At 47.6% G+C, this 22572-nt stretch carries 21 protein-coding genes; 14 read left to right on the plus strand and 7 right to left on the minus strand.

The window, feature by feature from the left end:
• Positions 1–51 precede the first annotated feature (51 nt).
• Entirely contained in the window at positions 52–1701 is a 1650-nt protein-coding gene (locus EL633_RS16045; protein WP_126628151.1) for a HEAT repeat domain-containing protein, read from the plus strand.
• Between the two features lie 54 nt (positions 1702–1755).
• Here EL633_RS16045 and EL633_RS16050 read toward each other — a convergent pair whose 3' ends face one another.
• A complete protein-coding gene (locus EL633_RS16050; protein WP_126628152.1) occupies positions 1756–3048 on the minus strand; it encodes an NAD(P)/FAD-dependent oxidoreductase in 1293 nt (430 codons plus the stop codon).
• Positions 3049–3061: 13 nt separating this feature from the next.
• Positions 3062–4366, minus strand: coding sequence for a DUF1015 domain-containing protein (locus tag EL633_RS16055; protein WP_161982182.1), 1305 nt, complete (start codon positions 4364–4366; stop codon positions 3062–3064).
• Between the two features lie 467 nt (positions 4367–4833).
• Here EL633_RS16055 and EL633_RS16060 point away from each other — a divergent pair, with 467 nt between their 5' ends.
• Positions 4834–6897 (plus strand): protein kinase domain-containing protein, encoded by a 2064-nt coding sequence (locus EL633_RS16060; RefSeq protein WP_126628154.1) that lies wholly within the window; start codon positions 4834–4836, stop codon positions 6895–6897.
• A gap of 119 nt (positions 6898–7016) precedes the next feature.
• On the opposite strand, the gene EL633_RS16065 is transcribed toward EL633_RS16060, so the two are convergent.
• Entirely contained in the window at positions 7017–7658 is a 642-nt protein-coding gene (locus EL633_RS16065) for a YbjN domain-containing protein (protein ID WP_126628155.1), read from the minus strand.
• A gap of 361 nt (positions 7659–8019) precedes the next feature.
• Between EL633_RS16065 and EL633_RS16070 the strand changes: the two genes are divergently transcribed.
• From EL633_RS16070 to EL633_RS16100, 7 genes are all read left to right on the plus strand, one after another.
• Positions 8020–9060 (plus strand): aminopeptidase, encoded by a 1041-nt coding sequence (locus EL633_RS16070; RefSeq protein ID WP_126628156.1) that lies wholly within the window; start codon positions 8020–8022, stop codon positions 9058–9060.
• Positions 9061–9339: 279 nt separating this feature from the next.
• On the plus strand, positions 9340–11070 hold the full coding sequence (locus EL633_RS16075; RefSeq protein WP_126628157.1) for a serine/threonine protein kinase: 1731 nt from the start codon (positions 9340–9342) through the stop codon (positions 11068–11070).
• A gap of 380 nt (positions 11071–11450) precedes the next feature.
• Positions 11451–11714: a 4Fe-4S dicluster domain-containing protein gene (locus EL633_RS16080; protein ID WP_126628158.1), complete on the plus strand. Its 264-nt coding sequence runs from the start codon at positions 11451–11453 to the stop codon at positions 11712–11714.
• 223 nt (positions 11715–11937) lie between these two features.
• A complete protein-coding gene (locus EL633_RS16085; RefSeq protein ID WP_126628159.1) occupies positions 11938–12687 on the plus strand; it encodes a prolipoprotein diacylglyceryl transferase in 750 nt (249 codons plus the stop codon).
• A gap of 267 nt (positions 12688–12954) precedes the next feature.
• Positions 12955–13710: a Bax inhibitor-1/YccA family protein gene (locus EL633_RS16090; RefSeq protein WP_126628160.1), complete on the plus strand. Its 756-nt coding sequence runs from the start codon at positions 12955–12957 to the stop codon at positions 13708–13710.
• A 163-nt stretch (positions 13711–13873) separates the two neighbouring features.
• Positions 13874–14224 (plus strand): thioredoxin, encoded by a 351-nt coding sequence (trxA, locus tag EL633_RS16095; RefSeq protein WP_170216694.1) that lies wholly within the window; start codon positions 13874–13876, stop codon positions 14222–14224.
• Positions 14225–14390: 166 nt separating this feature from the next.
• On the plus strand, positions 14391–15134 hold the full coding sequence (locus tag EL633_RS16100; protein ID WP_126628161.1) for a GntR family transcriptional regulator: 744 nt from the start codon (positions 14391–14393) through the stop codon (positions 15132–15134).
• A 512-nt stretch (positions 15135–15646) separates the two neighbouring features.
• Here EL633_RS16100 and EL633_RS16105 read toward each other — a convergent pair.
• Entirely contained in the window at positions 15647–15859 is a 213-nt protein-coding gene (locus EL633_RS16105) for a hypothetical protein (RefSeq protein ID WP_126628162.1), read from the minus strand.
• 109 nt (positions 15860–15968) lie between these two features.
• Between EL633_RS16105 and EL633_RS16110 the strand changes: the two genes are divergently transcribed.
• Both EL633_RS16110 and EL633_RS16115 read left to right on the plus strand, forming a co-directional pair.
• The gene (locus EL633_RS16110; protein ID WP_126628163.1) at positions 15969–17291 is read left to right on the plus strand and encodes a transposase; all 1323 of its coding nucleotides are present in this window, start codon (positions 15969–15971) and stop codon (positions 17289–17291) included.
• A gap of 293 nt (positions 17292–17584) precedes the next feature.
• Positions 17585–18913: a transposase gene (locus EL633_RS16115; RefSeq protein WP_126626872.1), complete on the plus strand. Its 1329-nt coding sequence runs from the start codon at positions 17585–17587 to the stop codon at positions 18911–18913.
• 314 nt (positions 18914–19227) lie between these two features.
• Here the strand turns inward: EL633_RS16115 and EL633_RS16120 are convergent, their stop codons facing one another.
• The 3 genes from EL633_RS16120 to EL633_RS16130 all read right to left on the minus strand — a co-directional run bounded on the left by EL633_RS16120 (position 19228) and on the right by EL633_RS16130 (position 21185).
• Positions 19228–19491 (minus strand): hypothetical protein, encoded by a 264-nt coding sequence (locus EL633_RS16120; RefSeq protein WP_126628164.1) that lies wholly within the window; start codon positions 19489–19491, stop codon positions 19228–19230.
• A gap of 99 nt (positions 19492–19590) precedes the next feature.
• On the minus strand, positions 19591–20433 hold the full coding sequence (locus EL633_RS16125; RefSeq protein ID WP_126628165.1) for a UTRA domain-containing protein: 843 nt from the start codon (positions 20431–20433) through the stop codon (positions 19591–19593).
• Positions 20430–21185, minus strand: coding sequence for a creatininase family protein (locus tag EL633_RS16130; RefSeq protein WP_126628166.1), 756 nt, complete (start codon positions 21183–21185; stop codon positions 20430–20432). The genes EL633_RS16125 and EL633_RS16130 overlap by 4 nt, the downstream gene beginning before the upstream one ends.
• A gap of 177 nt (positions 21186–21362) precedes the next feature.
• Here EL633_RS16130 and EL633_RS36565 point away from each other — a divergent pair, with 177 nt between their 5' ends.
• The 3 genes from EL633_RS36565 (at position 21363) to EL633_RS16140 (ending at position 22532) form a co-directional block, all read left to right on the plus strand.
• Positions 21363–21527 carry a hypothetical protein gene (locus EL633_RS36565; protein WP_161982183.1) on the plus strand — a complete coding sequence of 55 codons (165 nt, stop codon included), beginning with the start codon at positions 21363–21365 and terminating at the stop codon, positions 21525–21527.
• A 97-nt stretch (positions 21528–21624) separates the two neighbouring features.
• The gene (locus tag EL633_RS16135; protein ID WP_126628167.1) at positions 21625–21816 is read left to right on the plus strand and encodes a hypothetical protein; all 192 of its coding nucleotides are present in this window, start codon (positions 21625–21627) and stop codon (positions 21814–21816) included.
• A gap of 518 nt (positions 21817–22334) precedes the next feature.
• Positions 22335–22532, plus strand: coding sequence for a hypothetical protein (locus tag EL633_RS16140; RefSeq protein WP_126628168.1), 198 nt, complete (start codon positions 22335–22337; stop codon positions 22530–22532).
• Positions 22533–22572: the final 40 nt, after the last annotated feature.

Raw genomic sequence — 22572 nt, forward strand, 5'->3', positions numbered from 1 at the left:
CTCGCCCAGCAAGGGTGTGCGATAACTCACATAAAAGGAAGGCGAACGCTTATGCCAAGAGGACGCAAGGGGTCTCCTCAAGAGAGTGTGGATAGCATTTTACTGGCGGTAAGTCGGCGCGAAGATATCGATTCCGAGACCATGTCCCATTATCTGGATCGGTTGGATCAGGAGTGGGCTGAGGGAGCTCGGGAAAAAGTGCTGCATTTGCTGCGTAGTAATGATGCTATGGCCCAGGCGGCGGCATTGCGCATTCTGGCTGAACTAGCTACCGATTTTGATCTTGAAGGACTTGAAGACTTTGTTACCGATCCAACGGTTGGTGACCTGGCCAAACTTTCTCTTTCCCCGATTTTAAAAGAATTAGGGTCAGAGATGGCCGATGATGGCATTATCGAGTACTTGAATGATCCTGCTGGTGCGATTCGCCAGATGCAGATGCGTCTGCTTGAGCTGGTTGGACAAAATGAGATGGGTGTTGAGACAATTCTGGAAGATGTGGTTTCGATGCCCGTTGAGAGACGTTTCGCCTTTATTAATTGGCTAGGTAATAGCAATGATCCAAGGGCAGCGAATCTGCTGGTGCCTTTGTTGGAGAACCAGACCGGTAAGGTGGTAATGGCAGTAATTGAAGCACTGGAATTGTTAGGTCCTATTGCCATCAATCAGACTATTCCGGCTTTGAATCATGTGATTTCGACCACTTCTAATCGACAGCTAAAACAACAGGCGCGTACAACGCTTGGGCGTTTGACGATGCAGTCGATGTTAGGCTCAGAGGATGCTGCGTTACTTGAGGCACGTCAGCAGCAGTATCCTGCTTATCAGGCTCGTGTCAGTTCTATTGATGGCTCTGGTACCCAATTAATCATGTTATCCTGGCTACGTCCGGACGGCTTGATTAAGGGTGTCAATGTCCTGTATCAGGATCAGAAAGGCATCAAGGACTGTTACGGGGTTGATGAGATGGATATGGAGCAGTGGGAATCCCTGGTGGATGATTTGGATGAGCAAGGTTTTAGTAGCTTCAAGGTTCCATTTGAATATGCCTGTGCGGTGATTATGGAGGCTCGTGCCTTGAATAGACGGACGCGTACCAGGTTGCCTATTGCGTATTCGATCTGGCGTCCACTGACAGAGGCTGGTATCCGTGATAAGAAGGCTTTGAGCAAGTTGCCCGCGACGGCCCTCACACCCGTAGAGCTTACTGCAGAGAGCCGTGCGCTGGCTGCTCGGGCGGATGAAATCTATCAGCTTAAAGAATTTTCCTCCTGGCTGTATGAACCAATTGAACGTATTGAGCCATTTATTACTCGCTATTGGGCGGCTTTAAATGTGTTTGAATCTACTAATAATAAGCGTAAAAAAGCCAGATTACAGGAACAACGTGAGCTATTGAACTCATTGGCAACCGAATCTCTGCATGATTTGATTGACGATAAGTGGCGTACCATCTATGCTTCGCGTTTGCTGCGACAGGCAGCATTACTGCAGCAGGCGGGGCAGACTGAACATCTGGAAATGCTACGAGCAACGGCAACGCTGTTAGATCCAGCTTCAAAGGTGCCTATCCAGGAACAAACTTTTCCTCGTACTATGATCAGTATATCTATTGAACAGGGTCCACTGCGCTTAATGGTTGAATCTTTGCGTAGTGGCAGTTTGAGCTCTTTTCCGGTAGAGTTTTTACAGCAGGATTAGCCAGGGGCCCAGGCTTCTTTTTCTTGAGAATGCTTGAGCCCTTGCTGGCTTTTTTTAAGCTTTACTGGTGACCAATGGCCGCGCTTTTAAGAGTTCACGCGCTGCCACTTCCCCACTGCGCATCGCTCCTTGAATGCTGCTCGATTGTGTGTATTCGCCTACCACATACAGGCCGGGCATATCGGTCTGATTGGTTGGTAGCGCATCAAAGGTACCAGGTGGTTGGAAGAACTGGGCGAATGGAATACGGTAGACCGCCAGCAATTGCCAGTGACTTAAATCATGCTGGGGGAACCAACCTGCGATCTCTGTTTTGCTACGCTCGGCTATCTGCTCATCATCCTCACCGGGCTTTCCCAGTACGGTAGCTGAGAGCAGGTGCTTGCGCGGCGGCGCATAGGTTGGCGCGATATTGGTAAGCAGGACGGCATTATTGACATAGGCATGCGGATCAGCATTGAGGAGAATTTTGCGCTGATTATACAGACGCTCATTACCCGCAAAGTATAAGCAGACCGCGCTAACTCCCTGGGTAGGCAAAGGCATATTGGTGAATTTTGCCGCAATCGGACTTGAGGTTGCCACCACGACTGTATCGGCTTTGATCTGTTCACCATTAATCAGGCGTACACCCTTGATCTGACCATCGCTGTTGAGTAGTTCGCCCACGCGTGCATTGCAGCGTACCGTTCCTTTGGGTAAGCTGGCGGCGAGTTGTTCGGGGATCCTCTGAATGCCTTCAGCGGGCAAGATAATGTCCCCGATCGCCAGCATTTTAAAGGTAAATTGAAACATGCGGGCGCTGGTCTGGAGTGAACGATCCAGGAAGATGCCGCCATAGAAGGGCCGGAAAAAATTGTCAATAATTTTGTCTGAAAATCCTTCGCGGCGTAAATAGGCTTCCGTCGTCTCGTCCTGACCCTCTGGTTGCTGGGCACCCGAGAAGATCTCCTCAGTCGAGAGGCGCTGTAGCTGTGTCCTTAATTTAAGGACACGTAGCTTGTCTGTCGTCGAAATTAATGGATTGAGCAAGCTAGAAAATGCGTGTGCTGGCTCACGAATAGGATCCGTGATTTCGTAATGCTTGCCATTCTTCTCTAAAATCGCGCCTGGATCAAATTTGCGTTGTTTGAGCGTACTATAATTCAAGTGGCGCGCGGCAGCCTCATACCCTGTAAAGAGCACCTGAAAACCGCGATCGAGACGATAGCCATCTTCGTGGTAATCGGTGCGTACTCGACCACCTACCTGATCGGCTGCTTCCAGCACAACAACTTTTTGTCCTGCTTCGGTCAATAATTTTGCGCAGGTTAAGCCAGCCAGACCTGCGCCGACGATAATAATCATATTTCTCTGCTCCTTACCATAAAGGATTGATCACCAATCCGGTGATGAGCTTTGGATAGAGGTACGTAGATTTCTGTGGCATACGATCGTCGGCCAGTGCCACATCACGTACCTGGTGGAATGGAATCCCATTAAGTAATATAAGTGCTTGTGCCTCTTGCGTGTGCAGGGCTTGTAGTACCTGTCTGGTATCATGCATATACCGCACATGTTTACCTGCGGCAACATCTTCCGCCGTGATCTGGAGCACGCTCTCAAAAATCAACCTCTGTACCATCGCAACATCCAGAGCATTCCAGGCTTCAGAGTGGCCGCTCTCTTTCATCAACTGCTGGCCTTGTTCATTGATCGTCAGTAGCAACGTCTGCTCTGCTGTTTTGACTACCAAAGCTGGCTGCGCTCCACTGGCTTGTGCCAGCCGTTCTAGCAGCGCTTCATCGCTTGTAGCCTCTAATGCTTGTACGGAGAAATAGGCCGAGAGTTGCTCTCCTGAGAGTTTTTGTAACTGCTCTGATGTAAGATCAAACAACAGGCGATGAGTGGGTAATACGAGCATGCCTGGATCATCCATATCGATCAAGGCCATGAACATAAAGTTTGCTCCATCCTGTGGATGCAGGCCACGTCGCTGTTCCGCTATCTCATCCCGGTATGCTAACGCTGTTGTATAACGATGATGTCCATCGGCGATATAGAGCTGACGCTGCGCAAAGAAGTCCTTCATCAATGCCACATGTTCTTGATTGGTAATTGGTTGAAGGATATGCTCTTCTCCATTCTCATCGACAAGCTGTACTTCTGGCTCACTGGCATAGGTAGCGAGCAGGCGGCGGATACGTCCTTGAGGATCGTCATACATACACATAATTGGACTAAAGTTTGTCGCGCTGGCACGCAGAAGCTGCAGGCGGTCTTCTTTGTCTTTGTTGCGGGTATGTTCATGCGGCAGGACTACACGTGCGCTCCACGGCTCCAGGCGGATACGGGCCAGTAAACTGGTGCGTGTATATGGTTTTCCCTCATAGGTAAAGCGTTGCTGATAAAGATAATAGCAGGGATCAGTTTCCTGGTGTAATACGCCTTCTAAGCGCCACTCAGCCAGTGTTGTTGCCGCGCGCGAATACGCATTATTCAGTCCATTGTCGGTGGGATAGGTTTTGCCCAGTTCTAGACGAATAATGTTATAAGGGTTCCGTTCGTAGTAACTGTTTTGCGCTTCCGGACTAATTACATCAAATGGTGGCGTAATGGTATCCGCTTGATTGCCAATAATTTCCGGTACAAAACGTAGCCCGCGTAGTGGTTGAACATCTGCCATGCAACGATTCTCCAATCCCTTTTGTTCCCAGTAGGAACACAACATATAAAAAAAGCTTGATGTCAGGCAAGCTTCTCATTGCTTTTCTGGATGATTTCATTAAAGATCTTTCGCGCTCATTGTACCATTTTTATGGAAGGCGGGTAGTGTTGATGGGACCACTCGCTGGTTAAGGTCACAATGCTTTTTCATCCACAAGTCCTAATTATTGCCTGACAAATTGACTCATGTTGATACAAAGTGTAAATTCAAGATTGTGGATGAGAAAAACCCATTATTGCCACATCATGGGTGCTGATTCAGTATGAAGCGGTCCGGTATCGATAAATAGAGACCTGCATAAACTTACCGGCCCCTATGTTTTACAAATAGATGGTGTTCTTTCACGTACAACATGTCATTTGGGGATGACATGAAGGTATGCAGGTTGTTTGTTGTGTGTAGTTTGTACTTTGGAGAAATATTGGATGCAGACACAATCAGAGGACCAACTCGTTGGCCATGTTCTTGGGCAGTATCGGGTAGAACGTTTTGTTGGAAAAGGACGTTTACAGACTGTTTATCTGGCTCGACACCAGGCTTTGCAGCGTGTTGACGCGCTGGCACTGTATCATTTGCCCGAGCACTTTTCAAATGAGGCCCGAACATTTTTCTTGACGCGTTTTCGTAAGGAAGCCTCTTTAATCACGACATTAGATCATCCACATATTTTGCCAGTTTATTCATATGGTGAGGTGCTCGGATCTCCATATTTGATTACGTCCTACACAACTAATGGTTCACTGGCTGATATTGTGAAGCACCAGGGACGTTGTGAGCACACGTTTGTAACTTCTCTCCTGAAGCAAATTATAGATGGGCTGGCCTATGCTCACACACGCGGCTTTATCCATGGTACTTTGAAGCCCTCTAATATTGTGGTCCTGGATGATGAGAATATTCAAGTTGCCGGATTTGGTTTGATGCATATCTTGCAGCGTTGTGGCATCGACCAGGCTGCCGTTCCCTATGCCCATCTTTTGAGTGTCGCGGATACCTTTTTAGCGGCCGCTGAATATGTTGCTCCCGAGATTGTTCAGGGTCAGTCGGTTGATCAACGTTCAGATATCTATGCACTTGGATGTATAGTGTATGAACTGTTGAGTGGACGTCCGCCATTTAGTGGTAATAATCCACTTGAAGTGGCCCAGATGCATGTCCAGCAAAACATCCCAGCTTTGCGTAAATTGTGTCCCGATATTCCGATTGCTCTGATTTCGGTTGTCAATCAAGCGCTGGCCCGTGATCCCGAGGCGCGTTTTCAGAGTGTGAGCGAACTCGGTGAGGCCTTTACCCAGGCTTCTATTGGCGCGACCCAGAGTATTCCCGCGGTACGTATGCGACCACTGGATGTGAATAAGAAAGTGGCCTCCAACCAGCAGGATATGCCTCGCTCTGCCCATACTTCTGGTAACTGGCAACTGCTTCCTCCTATCGTAACAGGCCATATTCCAGCAATAAAATCCTCCAAACAGGATCTTCCTGACGGTATCCAGGCAGGAATGCTGACCAGTGGAATACGCCGTACGAAACATCTGGCGGAGACGGCAAGACCTGCTGTTGTTGCACCTCCTACGATTCCACCAGCCGTGCCACTGCCTGCTCCTATCGCTACAAATACGAATAACAACCAGCCGATAGTTGCACCTGCTAAAAGTCAGCCGGAGGATGATGAGATTGTGTCATTACCGAAGGCCGGCGTGACCCTTGCGGGCACCCATGCATCTGATGCAGATTTGATGAAAGCGTATGAGTGGTGGTCACCTGTGGCCCCAATTCAGCCTCTACCTACGGCTATCCCTCAACGACCCAATAATGTGCAGGCGCCTGCTGAGCCTGTCGTGCTTCCTGCCACCGATATGGTGGATTGGGGACTGGAGACCCCTGTCTCAACCGGGGCTGCACGCCAGAAAAAACGCTCCCAGCCTGCGCCTCTTTCCCGGCAGCCTGAACAGAAGAATGTTAGCCGCCGGAACGTGCTGGCTCTACTGGCCGTCGGAGGCGTGGCCGCTGCCGGCGTAGGTGTCGCCTTTAATCTGGGAAAATTGACTGCTCCACCGGCGGCCCCCCAACAGGTAGCGCAAAATCCCCAGCCGAATCAGCCTGCTAATAATCCTGCCCAGGGGCAACAGCCGAAAAATCCTGGTGCGGCCAACCCGGCGCAAAAGCCTATCGCTGGTCACGTTGGGACCGTTGTTAGTTCCAAAAATCAGACGGTGAATACCGCCATCGCTTTCACTAATCCTGCTGATCAGCAGGCCAGCCTTATGATTCACCTTCCTGATGGAAACTTTGCAGCTTATGAAAAAGCGTGCACCCATGAGGGAGTCAAAGTCAATTATGATCCGGCCAAAAAATTGCTGGTCTGTCCGGCGCATGGCGCCATTTTTGATCCCGCTAATGGCGGAAAAGTTGTGCAAGGTCCGGCAGATACCCCCTTGCCAATGGTCAAGGTGAATGTTAATGGTGACGGTACAATCACTGTCGTTTAGATGTGGGTTGCCGTTACTGTAACCTGAAAGCCCTCACGCAAGCAAAATAGCCTTGCTGACGTGAGGGCTTTCAGGGAAGTGACGGCCGAGCGGGGTGCGACCTTTATTTAGTAGAGCTACTATTCGGTATGTCTACCTAATAAACGGGCCACCTCTTCAAGGACTTCATTAACGTCCAGTTCAGGTGGCTCTTCCTGATCCTGAGAGGTCGTGGTTTGTAATGGCGTCTCGGTTACTTGTGCCATGGATGCCGTTAAGCCAAAATCGCTCTCATCAGGAGCCTGAGCAAAGAACTCATTCTCACAGGCCTGTAAGGCTTCCTGGGGGGATTGGTCACCATCGGTAATACGGTGAAGCAAATCATGGTAAATGGCAACGGTCTGCACAAGGGCGCTAAAAGCCAGTCGGAACTGCTCAAAGGTAATTTTTTGGTCTGCCAGAGGAATACTTTCTTCCAGGCGTACCTCGCCATCTGTCAGATCCAGGCCAAATTTGCCCATCGCGATACGATAGTTGACCGCAAGTAATGCTTCGAGACACTCCAGACGTTTTTGCTCACTGATAATCCCGATTTGTGGCACGATCAGCATTAGCTTGCTTGCATTTCCGCTATGATGAATACCCGCAATCATGTGCCATTGTCCTTGTTCGCCCCGGAAGGTCAACTCAATGGTATTTTGTGAGCGATCAACCTGCGAAATCTTTAATCCCAATCGTTTCAGGTATTCTGCAACGTGGAGTATGCTAAAGCTATTAGTCATGAAGCTCTGCTTTCTCTTGAAGGTGATAAAGGACCAAAGGGCTGGTAACCCATCCGTGAAATTTTTTCAAGTATAACATATCGTTGAGAATAGAGTGTGGAGGGGGAGAGGTTTCCCATTCCGTCACTCCATATGTACTAGCCCGTAGGATTGTCCAAAAGTATGATCGGCTGGTGAGGATGTTACCTCCGATTTGGCAGTTCGTATATTCGATTGTATTTGTAGAAAACTCTTGTATATCTGGCGATATTTGCGATAATGTCTTGAGACGAATTTGTTTGCTGATGGGCAGTATTCTATCAATAGAAACAAGCGATCTGGAAGAAAATAATGGACGTGTTCTATAAAGGAGCATCTAGTGATGATAGATAGAAGAGAACTGGCACAACGTTTAGAGACGTTAACTTTTGATGAGCGGATGCAGTTGGGGGCCGAAAATGCTTTACACTGTATGGGGGTGAATGCACAGGATCGTGTCTTTATTTTGACTGATTTTGCGCGTGCGTTTATTGCGGAACGTGTAGCGGCAGCCGCGCTGGCCCGCGGTGCTGATGTAGAGATACGTTTTCTTGAGCATTATGGTGAGCGCCCGTTGACAGCGTTGCCTGATAAATTGCGCAATGATTTTCTCCAGGTCCGTCCAACCGTTTCGTACTATATTGCAACGGCACAACCCGGTGAGATTGCTTTCCGTATTCCTTTGTTGCCTTTCCTGGTGAATGAATTAAAAGTGCGCCATGGCCACATGATTGGTATCGATGATACCTTGATGACCGATGGCATGTGCGCGGACTATGATGAAGTTTTTACTATTACCAATCGTATTTATGAGATGGTGAAACACGCGAAAACGATTCATGTGACCTCTGAAAAGGGCAGCGATGTAACCGCTACTTTCCATCCCGACTGGAAATGGATTCCCTGCCATGGTCGCTATACCGAACAAGGGAAGTGGGGTAACTTGCCTGAAGGAGAAGTCTATACTGCTCCTGCTACGGTAGATGGCGTTCTGGTCTGCGATGTCCTGGGTGACTATTTCTCTGAAAAGTATGGGGTGCTTGAACAACCTCTGGTGATTACAGTTAAAGATGGTTATATCACAGACATCAGCGGCGACAATCAGAGTATTGTGCAGGAAGTGCGTGACTATCTTTTCTCGGTTCCCAATGGTAATCGAGCTGGTGAATTTGCGATTGGCACTTTGACCAGTTTGAAGCAACTGGTTGGCAACCTGCTCCAGGACGAAAAACTACCAGGCTTGCATGTTGCCTTTGGTAACCCCTATCCCGAATTTACTGGCGCTGATTGGGACTCAACTGTCCATGTTGATGTCATCCCCACTAATTGTACGATTGAGGTTGATGGGCGCACAATCATGCGTAATGGACAATTTGTGCTCTAGTTACGACCAGTAATGTAGGAAGATACATGGGCCTACCCGGCCCTGCTATCTTCCGATGGATGTAGGAACGAAGTGGATCTTTTTTTATAAAAGCCGACTGAAGCAATCTAGTAGGTGAAAGATGTGCATTCGAATTTCTCCATATATTTAGGCTTAAGAGTTGACAATAGGTATCAGCCATGATTAAAATACAATGTATGCCTGGGTGTGTTATGGCAAATCAAAACGTTCCAATGAGTACGCAAAGACCCAAGGTGGAAGCTAGAGAGGAGCTTGAGCGTGGCTTCAAATAGGGGGCAGCATCTGATTGGGAAGATGCTTGGTTCATGTGTGCTGGAAAAGCTGCTCGGGTATGGAGGGTCGAGTGCTGTCTTTCTCGCGCAGCAGCAGGATCCACAGCGTAAGGTTGCGGTCAAAGTCTTCTTGCCGCGTGCAGGCATGGATATACGGATGCAGCGAGATTTCTACCTGCGTTTCTTGCGCGAGGCAGAAGCGGTCAGTAAATTGGAGCATGCGAATATTCTGCCAATCTATTCCTATGGTGAACAGGACGGTTTGCCCTATATTGTGATGCCCTATATGCCTGGTGGAACCCTCTCTGAATATATGGTGAAACGGGGTCCGCTTTCTTTGAAGGAAGCGCGCTGGTATTTAGAGCAACTGGCGGCGGCATTGGATTACGCCCATGCTCATGGTTGCGTGCATTGTGATGTAAAACCTGCCAATATTTTATTGGATAGCGAAGGGCATGTAGTCTTGTCCGACTTTGGTATTGCCAGAGCCATGCAACCCGAGCTTGTCTCTGATAAGAAGGATGCCAAATCAGCGGAAGCGGTAATGGGGACTCCTGATTATATTTCGCCTGAACAAGCTTTGGGCCGACCTTTAGATGGTCGGTCAGATGTGTATTCTTTAGGAGTCACACTTTTTTTTGTGTTAGTGAAACGTTTGCCATTTCGCGCCGACTCAACTATCGCACTGGCATTGTTACATGTGCATGAACCGCCTCCATCTTTGGCCCTACTCCGGGCAGATGTTTCGCCTTTGTTGGATCGTGTGGTACGTAAAGCCCTGGCGAAAGAGCCTTCAGAACGTTTTCAGTCGGCGGGTGATTTAAGCCGAGCTTTTAGTGCCGCCATTGACGCAGGTGAGAAGCGTTCACAGCCGGCACGTTCGCCTGAGCTGACTCCCTTTGAGTCCGAACTGGATTTCACCGGTCCCCAGACCGCTATGACTCCTCCAAGGCCAGTCGTACGCGTCAAGCCGCTGTGGTCCAGCCCCATGAAGCCTTCTAAAGGGAAGCGTGTATTGTTGGCGTTGGCAGCGGTACTGGTGGTGGTTGTTACCGCCAGCCTGACACTGATATTTATGCATAATAATAGTGGCCCCACGGCCCCACCAATTGTTGTGCAGCATTCTACCGCAACGGCTATACCCACACTGATGCCCAATAATCCTTTGCAGTTGATTAAGAAGTGGCCCCAAAGCCAGAACTTTTTCTTTGACGACAACCATCAGTATCATGTGAAAAACACCCAGGTGAAGTCCGCCATGTTTGCCCGCTTCAGGGATTACCAGGTGCAGGATTTCAAGTTGTCTGTGACCATGCTTGAGGTTGGTGGTAAGAAAGATGGTCCTGATTTCCATGGTGTCATGTTTCGTACTGCCATTGATCAATCATTTTTCTATTTGTTTGAGATTTCCCCTTATGATGATCAACAGTATGCCTTCTTGCGTTTTTCAGATACTGATAAGCAGCAGCCGTGGAAAACAATCACGAGCGGCAGAAGTCCCGCTATTATTGGGGATGAAGGGAAGAGCAATACCATTATCATTGTGGCGAAAGGGAACGCTTTTTCCTTTGTGATCAACGGGACACCATTAATGGAAAAGCCCATGGTGGATCCTTATGCTACTACTGCAGCCCAGCCTGGTTCGATTGGACTTTACGTTGAGAATCAAGGTGTCGAAGTGACGTTCTCTAATCTTTCGGTCGATAGTTTTAAATAAGAGCAGGCTTACGTACTGTCAGTCACTCTCTAAGAGAGGGTCTTACTCCCATGAAATCCATTGACCGCTAAGTGTTGTTTTCGCGCCTTTAGCGCTCCAAGGGTTTTACGTGTGGTGTCAAATTGTGTTCGGAGAACACAATTTGACACCACACGTAAAAGAAGCATGGGCCTTCAGGGCCCGAGTGCGGCTGGCAGGTGCTTCTCCAGGAGAGTGGGATTCAGACACACTCCAAGACTTTAGAGACGCCCCGGGCCACCGGCAAGGACAATTGACATCATCTGGACAACCCACTATACTGAAGTTGGCCCAAAACAAAACATTCCTACTGTATAGCTTTCCAGCTATTGCAGTATGTCTAGAGGAGGATGTCCAGAACTATGACCTATGTAATTACACAGCCATGTATTGGCGTTAAGGATGCATCCTGTGTTGATGTATGTCCGGTAGATTGCATTCACCCTTCATCCGGTGAAGCGGGATATGAAGAGGCAGAGCAGCTCTATATTAATCCTGATGAGTGTATCGATTGTGGTGCCTGTGAACCCGCTTGTCCGGTGACGGCTATTTTTGAAGAGTCGGCAGTGCCTGATGAGTGGAAAAGCTATATCAAGATTAATGCAGACTTCTTCAATGGTCAATAGTCCGGGTGAGAGCAGACGATAGCTCAAAAGAGGTCTCTTTAAGTAAGGTGAACTCAATGGGCGTGTAAAAGGGTGGGGCTCCTGTTTTTCATCGGGAAAGAGGAGCTTGCCCTCTATCTTGCCTGGATATTTTTTCTCTTCTCTTTACAATGTGATATAATACATGTGCTGCGCTTTACTTTGCACACACACATAACTTCTTTTCTTATGGAGTGAACCTCTTATGCCAATTACCCGACGAAGACGTGCTACTAATCCACCAGAACAACCAGAGCAGACAAATAGTGTTGCTGAACAGCAGTCAGAGCGAGCTGTTGAGCCAACGGCTACGAAACATGCGTCTGAGGCTGTCAGGGAGACCGAGAACCAGGCGCCAGTAAGTCCAGAGGCCCCGACGACTTCTGCGACTCCGCCGTCTTTTGCGGCTGCGCAACCTCCAGTGACACCTGTTTTAAATGGTGAGCGCGCAGAAAATTCAGAGGCTCCAGGCTCTCAACGGCCAGAGCGTACAGAAAATTCAGAGACTCCGGGTCCTCGCCGATCAGAGCGTGTAACGCGCACGGATCGTGGAGAACGCCATGAGCGTCCTGAATATACGCCAACGATTGAGGGTGGACGCCGAACTTCCCGTGGCGAATTATTCCGCCGGCCTCCGCAGGCACCTGTTGCTGCGCCAGTCCAACCGCCAGCGGCCGCCACTCCCGCGCCATTACAGCCACCATCGCATGAAATTAGCTTGCCACTGGGCAACCTGTTACATCTGGCATACAATCCTGGCTATACAGGCTCTGATGAGGCCCGTAGCGCTTTATTGCAAAAGCTGGAGAGTGAGAGTAAGGCTGGTGGTCGTGCCCGCTGCTGGAGCTGTGGCTCGCTGGCAATCGTCTATGATCGCTGGAATACACGTAGCAAGACCTTTGGTGAGGTTGGCGTGGCTTTTTGCGAAATTTGTGGAGTATGGAGTGTCATGTAGTCGTCTCGGCGATTACCTGAACGTTACACGTTGAAACCTTTCATTTTTGATACTGTAGAGATGGTTCTGAACCAATGTCAGGGGTGGTGTGAAGATGGAAGTATGGTACTGGTTGGGGACCTGGGATTCATTTCACATAAGATCAAAATGTGTGTGATCCACCTGCAACCAGCACTCGGCGTTACACGTATATACGTGATGAAAGAGTCTTTTTAGTAAGGCACTCTTCAAAGATGACGTTGATAGTGTTTCAAATAGAGGTTCACGATGTTTAACCAGAATCCAAGAAATAATTACTCTTACGGAAATAGCCCCTATGGTAATAGGGGAAATAATTCGTTCGGTTCGCGATATCAGTATCAAACCTTACCTTATGGATACCCAGAGACTGGCGTTTCAGCGAGTGGCTTGATCAGTAAGGTGATGGGTCTGCTGGCCTTCTCCTTCATTTTTGCTACCCTGGGCACTCTCGTTGGCGTTGTGATGAAACTGAGCTATGGTGGTTACTGGGCAGTAGCCATTGCAGGCTTTGTGGTGCTGATTGCATTGAATCTGCTGATTCAGAAGCCAGGCATCAATCTGTTTTTGCTCTATCTCTTCACATTCCTGGAAGGTTTGGCGCTTGGACCACTGGTTTCGATCTACCTCTCTTCAGGACTAGGGAATATCCTTGGCCAGGCGTTTGTGATCACGGCTCTTACCTCCCTGGGATTAGGCTTGTACGCATGGACTACCAAGCGAGATTTTTCGCGCATTGGCGACTATCTTTTCTTTGGTGTGATCCTGTTGATTGTGACAGGACTGATTGGTATCTTCTTCCATAGTACGTTGTTTACGCTGCTGGTATCCTTTGTGGGTGTTGCCATCTTTTCTGGCTATGTCCTGTTCTATGTACAGCGTGCCAAGTATATGGCTGATACCCTACCAAATGCCATTGGCCTGACCGTTTCGCTGTTCATCACTGTGTTGAATCTGTTTCTTTATATCCTACAGATTCTCTCCATTACCCGTGATGATCGCTAAGAAAAACGTGGCTTTCCTTTTTTTAAGGACACAAAAAAGCGCGGCGGATGGAATAAACAAAATCTTATGCGTGTTGTCTTAGATGTAGTGAGTAAAATACCACAAGCTTTGCTTGCAGATAATGGTCATAATAGATTTAGTTGGAAAGTGAGTGAGAAGTATAATGGAAAATGCTAATCTTTTTCATGTTGGAGATCAGGACTTTGATGCCAAAGTACTAAAATCTTCAGAGCCAGTGATTGTGGACTTCTGGGCTGCCTGGTGCGGACCCTGTCGCAATATTGCCCCTGTTTTTGAGCGCTTGAGCACAGAATACGATGGTAAGCTCAAATTCGCTAAAATGGACATTGATGAGCATGGTCTGACACCTTCCCGCCTCGGAATTCAGGCTATCCCTACTTTGTTGATGTTCAAAGATGGCAATGTTATTGGGCGTTTAGTTGGCCCACATCCTACCCGCCTGAAAAGCGAGATTGATCGCGTTTTGACCGAAAATGGCGTTCAGGTTGCCTAAAAAAATATTGTATGACCTGGTATATGATCAAATTTACCAGGTCATATTTCCTGTTTATTCAAATTTATACTCTTAACCCCTCGACTCTCTTCTCTTTTTGTGATATATTCTTCCCATAATGTTACATATCCAAAAATTTGTTGTATGGACATAAGGGGAACCGTATATGCCAATATTAGAGCGCTCAAATCCTCTACCGCTTTACTATCAATTAAAAGAAGTGCTGAAGCAGCAAATTCGTGCCGGGCACCTCGCCCCTCATACCGCTATACCCTCAGAACCAGAGTTGGTCACACAATATCATGTGAGCCGTGCAACCGTACGGCAGGCTCTGACAGAACTAGTCCATGAGGGTCTTTTGTATCGCCAGCATGGTCGCGGCACATTTGTCTGTGAGCCACGTGTACAACAACAAACTATTAGTGAACTTACAAGCTTTTCTGAAGAATTACGTCGCCGTGGGAAGCGTCCTGGGGGAATGCTATTTGTGAGCGAACTAGTTCGTGGATCACAAACGGTCCGTGAGCAACTGCGTTTGACCGATGAAGAACAGGTTATTCGCCTGGAACGCTTACGTACTGCTGACGATGCTCCCGTTGCTTATGAAGTGGATTACTTACCCTATCCCCGTGCTGCTGGCGTGTATCAACGGGCGAAAGAAACCGCTGATGGCTCTCTCTATAATTTAATGGCCTCAGAAGGACTGCAGCCCTATATTGCTGAACAATCGATCAAAGCTGATAGCGCTTCAGCTCGTGAAGCTGAATTGTTACGTGTCTCGGAAAAAGACGCAGGTTTACGCATGTTTTGCACTGCCTTTGACGAGACTGGAGCCCCGATCGAGTATACCGAAGCCTTTTTCCCGGCAACTTTGTATGACTTTCATTTAACCCTGCGTGTTACAAAGTAGAAACACGCAGCGTCTCGCGTCGTCAGGAAGCACTACAACATCCGCAGTGCTTCCTGACGACGCGTTTCGTTTTTGTCAGGTGCTATACTGTTCTCACTTTCGATCAAAAAAGGGGCCATGAAGGAAGAAAAAACCTTGATGGCTATTCGTGTTAGATCGTCTTCCTGCCTTGCTTCATGGATGTTTTATGGGATGGTTTCTATGATGGTGATTGGGCCCATATGTGCTATACTACGCAACTATCCAATAACATGAATCGGCTTCTTGAGCGGCTTCAAGCCATTTCATGGCTATTCATGTGTTATACTTCCTCATGTTGTTCTGTCTAAAAATAAAAGCACCTGGATTATATTTTTTCCAGGTGCTTTCTGCTTTTTTGGCACAAAAAATGATGCTTGGATAATATCCAAGCATCATTTTGTTTTAAACCACTTAACTTATGAATTTCAATCCCAGGCGGGATGTGTTCACCTCTGCAAGATTAGATCCTCGTGATGGCAAGTTGTATCGTCTTAAGTTTCAATCCCAGGCGGGAGGTGTGAAAGTAACTCATTTGTGAAAATCAGGAATTTTCCCGATTCTGGATCGAGCAGCATTTCCCCAAAAGCAAGAGCAAGTAACTTCTCAGTGGAAACCTCTTGATTTTTCCGACCAGGACACACATCCGTCATGTATTGCTTGACCACGAGGTCGAGTACCAATCGAGCAAGTAACTTCTCACTCACACAACTCTCACTCCGGTAGGAAAAACGTCCCTCATCCCTTGCGCAAAGAAAAACTCCTCGTGCACTGTATAAAAAAACTCATCCTACATACACGAAGGAGTTGTTTCTTATGATACCTGCATCTGTTCGCTTTGACCAGTCCACCCTTACCACCCTGCTCGATATTGACCCGCTTGTCCAAGAGTACCGCGCCTTCTTTTCTCTTTTCGACTGGTCTGTCGTTGATCACTGGCTTGCCCGTCGTTCCAAGTGTTGCGGGTCCCATGGTCATCCCCTTACCGCCTACCTCAAAGCCTTTCTGCTCCGCATCAAAGAAGGCTTGCTCTACGCCAAGCAATTGCGCGACTTTTTGTGCCGCCATCCCTTGCTCATCATCGAACTGGGCTTCCACCTCCAGCTTGATCCGAGCGCTGACTACGGCTTTGATGTCGAGCGCACGCTTCCTACACGCTATTGGTTCGGTGAGAAATTGCGCCAGTTAGACCATACCTTACTCACCGACCTGCTGGCCGCCACAGTTGCCGCTCTCAAGCAAGAGATTCCTGGATTGGGCGAGGTGGTAGCCTTTGATGTCAAGCATATTTATGCGTGGGTGAAAGAAAACAACTGGCGTGCCTACGTTGGCGAGCGCTATGACAAAACGCGCATTCCCGTGGGTGATCCTGACTGCAAACTCGGTGTCAAACGCAGCACCAATCAGGAACAGGATGATGGCAGCACTCAGGAGAAGAAGGAACTTCTTTGGGGCTATGGTTCCGGTGTTGCCGCTGCCACCACCCCAGATTATGGCGATGTCGTGCTGGCAGAAAAGACGCTACCTTTCAATGAAGGCGATGTCACCTACTTCCGTCCACTCTACCAACAAAGCGTCATGGCTCTGGAACAGTTCCCTACTCACATTACCGCTGATGCCGCCTATGATGCGTGGTATGTCTACGACACGGTTGCTCGTCGTGGTGGCATGGCTGCGGTCCCGCTCAATGCTCGGAGCACCACCACCTTTGACCCTGATGGTACTCCGCTTTGTCCTATCGGGCTGCGTATGCAACCGACCTTCCACTATGCTCATCCTAACGGCTATCGCGCTCGACGCTACCGCTGCCCGCTCCTTGTTCCTCACGCAACAGGAGGCACCTGCGATCATGAGCAATTTCGCAAAGGGAAAGGGTGCCACAAGGAAATCAACGATGAACCAGGAGGTCGTACTCGTCTGCTTATGGATCGCGCCAGTCCGCTCTACAAGGCTATCTACACGCAGCGCACGTCGTGCGAACGCATCAATAGCCAGGCCAAAGAGCTTGGCATCGAACATCCTCGCGTCCACAATGGCCGTTCGGTCGCCAATCTCAATACCCTGATTTATTTGGTTATAAACGTGCGAGCATTACTCCGGGTGAAATCGATCAACAGAGGACTTCTACAAATACGTTAGTTGCACCCCTCAGACGGGAGGGGTGCAAGTAATTCATTTATTGAAAACGTTCTTTTCCTCGATCAAAGATCGGATCAGATTCTCAAAAAACGAGAGCAAGTAATTCATTTGTCGATTTTTCGAAAACAATCGATATACAATCGTCGTTCACTTCGATAAAAACAAGAGCAAGTAATTCATTTGTCGAACCCTTCCTCCTTTTCTACCCAAAAGTCTCTGTTGCTTGACTGAAGGGAAGCTCCTTTTGCAGAGTATTCATAACACAATTCCACCCAGAAAAGGAGTTCTCCGTTATGATACCTTCATCTTCTCTTTTTGACCAGTCTACCATGATCACTCTCATCGAACAGGATCCCGTTGTCCAGGACTATCGTGCCTTTTTTTCTTTGCTCGATTGGTCTCTCGTCGACACGTGGGAACAGCAACGATCATCTCGCGGGCGACCACTCACCCATCCAACGAGTGCCTATCTCAAAGCGTTCCTTCTCCGTCTGCGAGAAGGATTGATCTATTCAACGCAACTCCGGTCTTTTTTGCTCAAACATCCGCTTCTCATCATTGATTTCAACTTTGAGCTCGTCTACGATCCTTGCGCTCCCTATGGTTTCGACGCCGAAAAGACGCTTCCTTGCCGCTACTGGTTTGGAGAAAAGCTTCGTACACTGGATCCAGCGCTTCTCCAAGATGTGTTGCACGCCACCGTCTCTGCACTCCAAGCCGAGATTCCTGGACTCGGCGAGACCGTGGCCTTCGATGTGAAGCACTTGTATGCCTGGGTGAAAGAAAACAACATGCGTGCCTACGTCTCCGAGCGCTTCAACAAAGATCAGGTCCTGGCTGGAGATCCTGATTGTAAGCTCGGCGTCAAGCGCAGCACCAATCAAGAACAACCGGATGGTTCCACCAAAGAAAAGAAAGAGCTGCTCTGGGGCTATGGATCTGGAGTGGCGGCGGCCACCACATCCGACTATGGAGATGTGGTCCTTGCCGAATATACGCAGCCCTTCAATGAAGCAGATGTGACCTATTTTCTCCCACTCTACCAGCAGTGTGCCCTGGCACTTCACCAATTTCCAACCCATATCACAGCTGATGCTGCTTTTGATGCTTGGTATGTGTATCAACGTGCCACCATCCATGGTGGTATCGCCGCAGTTCCGCTCAATCAGCATGGGCATCTCATCTATGAACGTGCCTCAGATGGGGTCCCACTGTGCCCGAAAAAGCTGAGGATGCATCCAACTACTCAATTCAATCATACTTATGGCTATCGATCGCAACGCTTCCGTTGCCCTCTACTGTTCCCTCAACCAACGGGAACTCCCTGTGATCACGCACAATTTGCCAAGGGCAAAGGCTGTGTCAAGGATGTCAACTGGGAACAAGGAGCAAGAATGCGCATCTCACTTGATCGCACGAGCCCTCTTTTCAAGAGCATCTACACGCAACGCACGAGTTGTGAACGTATCAATAGCCAGGCGAAGGAGCTTGGAATCGAGCATCCTAGAGTGCACAATGGCCGCTCCGTTGCCAATCTCAACACATTAATCTATGTGATTATTAATGTACGTGCTCTCAGTCGAGCCATTTCGATCAACAGAGGACTTCTACAAATGAATTAGTTGCACCCCTCTGACGGGATGGGTTCTCCTCTACAAGGGCACCACTTCTAGTATAGCCTGAGAAGCCAGTAAAATCTAGTAATTGCGAGGCACAGGTATTTTTGGCTTTTCCAAGGAAGGCAAATATGTATCAAATCTTGCTGACCTCCCTTCTCAAGCTGTGCGAGGCATTGAGCTTAGTATTTTTACCACTGCGTGCCTCGCAAAATCTTACAGTTCTATTGGCTAATTTGAAAAGCATCTGTATCACATGGAATATAAAAAAGAAGAGCATTTGGGCAGTATCAATCCAAAAGCTCTTTATCGATTTGAATTTATTCAGTAGGTCTTTTTGGTAAGTTATCAAGTATCCTGGTAAGCAATGCTTCCATCTGGTCAAGTCGATCCAGGCGGGTTTCAATGCGGTCAAGTTGCTTTTTTACTTCGCTTACGTCTCCTCTTAGTTCTTGAGAAATACCTGTTTGGTCAATGATGAGTCCTTTGACCATTGCTAACTCATACGCGAAATTGTGTAAGACTGGCCGGTATTCTTTTGTTGTTTGTTCTAGCGCTGCAAGTCGTTCTTCTTGTGTTGGCATCGGATTTTCTGCCTTTCTTCGGCCACTTCGATTTCCACTCGGCTATACAGGTGATTGTACCATAGAAATTTTCTTTCTATGGCATAATCTAGATCTGTTTTATTTATTTCTCATTTGTTTGGGGATGTCTTCGGCGTAAAGAGGGAATGAGTACTTTAATCTGTATAAATCTCCTCGGTCTGTTAAGAAATCAACACTCAGCACTTCTCCATCATCGTTGTATACTTTTCTGATTATTTTGATTAAAGGGGATGGATCATCGGGAGACAGTTTAAAGGCGACACGTTCCGGACTGCTAGCCTGGGTGATATCTATTGTCTCTGTGCACCATGTGGGTTTCTTACCAAGTTGACGCATGGTTTGGTATAAGCTTGTAGTTGGTTTCTTGAGTTCTGGAAGCGCTTCAACTATCCAGAATGGAATATAAGTATCGCTAATAGCAATTACCGTTTCCTGGTCGAGCTTTTGAATAGTGCGATAGAAAACTACTTTTTCACCTGGCTCTATATTTAGAAGTTCGGCAACTTCTCTATCCGCATATTCAACTTCGATTGCTTGCACCTCTTTGATTGCAGACTGTTTCTGTCCCTGAGAAATATCAACCGTGAAGCCTCCCTGTCTATTCGAAAGTATTCTGTGTCTTATATTCATATCTGCTATGCGGTATTCGTTGATAGCTGCATTGTTAGGCCATGATCTTTCTTTTACAGGACTTACTTTTATAAGCCCTTCCATGGCTAATCTGAGTATCAGTAACTGAGTGCTGTTATTATTGATATGATAATTTTCCTCGATATCTTTAGGAATAATTATCTGATCGGTTTGATAATGACCACTTAAAATTTTTTCTCGCATATCCAGGTATGCTTTAGTTGCCTTTGCTCCCATACGTAGCTCTGGTGGTGCTGTGTTTAAGATATCTTTTGCTAATGGGCCTCTCATTGCCTCTCTCCTTCATCCTGGCTTATCAGTTGTAAAAGCTTTTTGACTTGCGTTGACATATTAGTACTGAGCTGCTCAATAAGTTCTTTTCCTTTGTTGGCATCGGCTTCCGCTGGTGCACCCCATATGCCAGTACTACTAAGATGATGTATTCCTATGGCTTGTAGTGCTGCTTGAGTATTAACTGGTTGTATAGCAGGCTCAAAGTTATCTTTATCTTGTATCTGCTGGTGAATTAGATCAGGCCAGTAGGCTTGAATAATTGATGTTTCTACAGCTCCGGCGTGTACCTCGTGCGCTTTGGTGATGTCGATTGTTCTCCAAGCCTTACCTATGTCAGATGCTGACGGTATAACAGCTGTTGGAAGATTTTCCCTGGCAGTGATTTCTGTTGCTAATGATCCAAGGATGCTATTACCTCCATGCCAATTTACAAGGATAAGAAAACTGTGAATGCCCCATGTCTGAATACTGTACGCGATGTCATGTAAGACAGCTGCCAGGGTGCTTATATTTAAAGCAATAGTTCCTAAGCCTTTATGTTCCCAGGACGAACTAAAGGGAATTGCTGGAAGTAACAGGGCTCTCTTATCACTCAATGAAGCTGCCAGGTTCTCTGCAAGCATTTGAGCAATTCTAAGATCGGTATCTATAGGTAGATATGGCCCGTGTTGCTCTACGCTTCCAATTGGAAGAACAAATATTTTCCTTCCTTCTGATAAAAGTTCTGATATTGGAAATCTGGTATTCATTTAGCCTCTCCCGATGTTCTTTTTATCCTTTACCATTTACTTGAATTATATCAGAATTTGATATTCAAAATCAAAGCTTGAAAGTATTGACATTCAAAGTTATTGGAGTGTATAATTCGAGCAGGTTGATATTGAATAACAGATTCTGATAAAGTTTCATATTGAGGGGGTGAATTCTTGCAGGATAGACGATCGCTTCGTTTCACATTTTTACTCGTGTTATTGATCTTTGGTGCTGGGGCTGTCTATTGTCTCTTTGTTGGGAATGTTATTGGTGGGGTCATTAACGCGGTTGGTTTTCTGGCGATTGTAGGGGTGCTGGCTAGCGGTTGCCGCCACTAGTCCAGCGTATGAGATTAGTTTTTGTGTTGACTGTGACCATTTCTCATATTTCAAGTATGCGGGATGGGATCGGATACGTCAAGAGAGGAGCTTTCCTATGACGACATTCATTCTGTCACCTGTACAGGTGCTTATGGTTCTCGGTGTCCTGGTCGTGTGTTCGTTGATCTTTCGCGCTCTGAAATTGCGTTCCTTACTGCTGCTGGCCGTCGTCGCATTTGCGGTGCTGTTCTTTGTGAAATTTCAAGTTCCTGTAACTCAGTTTATCGCCTTCTTTTCACATCGGTAAACAGGTGAGCCAATGAAAAAAAACAGCACAATTGTCCACACTGTGGAGTCTATACGCAAGCCTTTTATAGTGTCATGTTCAATCATCACCCATTTCTCGTGTGTCGTTCTTGCGCCAATAAGATCAACCCTCCTATTCGGTCGAAAAACTCTCAGTGCCGTTTGGTGGGACATCAGTGGAGAAGTACAACAGCTGCTAATTATCGTCGGTGTGATCGCTCACAGTGTGGTGCTGCGCAACGGCTAGTTGGTTCTGATTGGCAAGATGTTCAACTGGTCACGCGTAAACGATCAGTTAAAACCTGGGAAGAGCTTGAATATGAAATGCTCAATACCAGTTATGAAGTCTCTTTAGTTGATGCTGATCGGATGCGTGATTTGAAAAACTACTGGAGGTGATGATGACACAGTACGCGTATTGTTCTGCCCAGGGCGTCCGGCTCCATCAAGTCAAGATGGGTCCTTACCTGGTCAAGCTTTGTTCTGCCTATGCGAAACGGCGCAAGGAAAGGAAGTAAGATGGGCCTTTCCATTTTTAGCAGTAAACAGACCTGGTCAAGCCCTCGCTCTAAGGAGCTGGTGCGGACGGATGTGGAGAATGAGCGACAAGCTCAACGCGAGATAGATCAACTGCTCCGTCAGGGTCATACGATTAACGGCGTGCTTCCGAATGAGAGTGGTCGCTCCTCCTCACGAGGTCGGCGATCTTCACGATAGGTTGTTTTGATGTTCGTTTGTTTGGCCTGGGGTCCAGTTC

It is taken from the genome of Dictyobacter alpinus (genome assembly GCF_003967575.1).
GTDB lineage: Bacteria > Chloroflexota > Ktedonobacteria > Ktedonobacterales > Ktedonobacteraceae > Dictyobacter > Dictyobacter alpinus.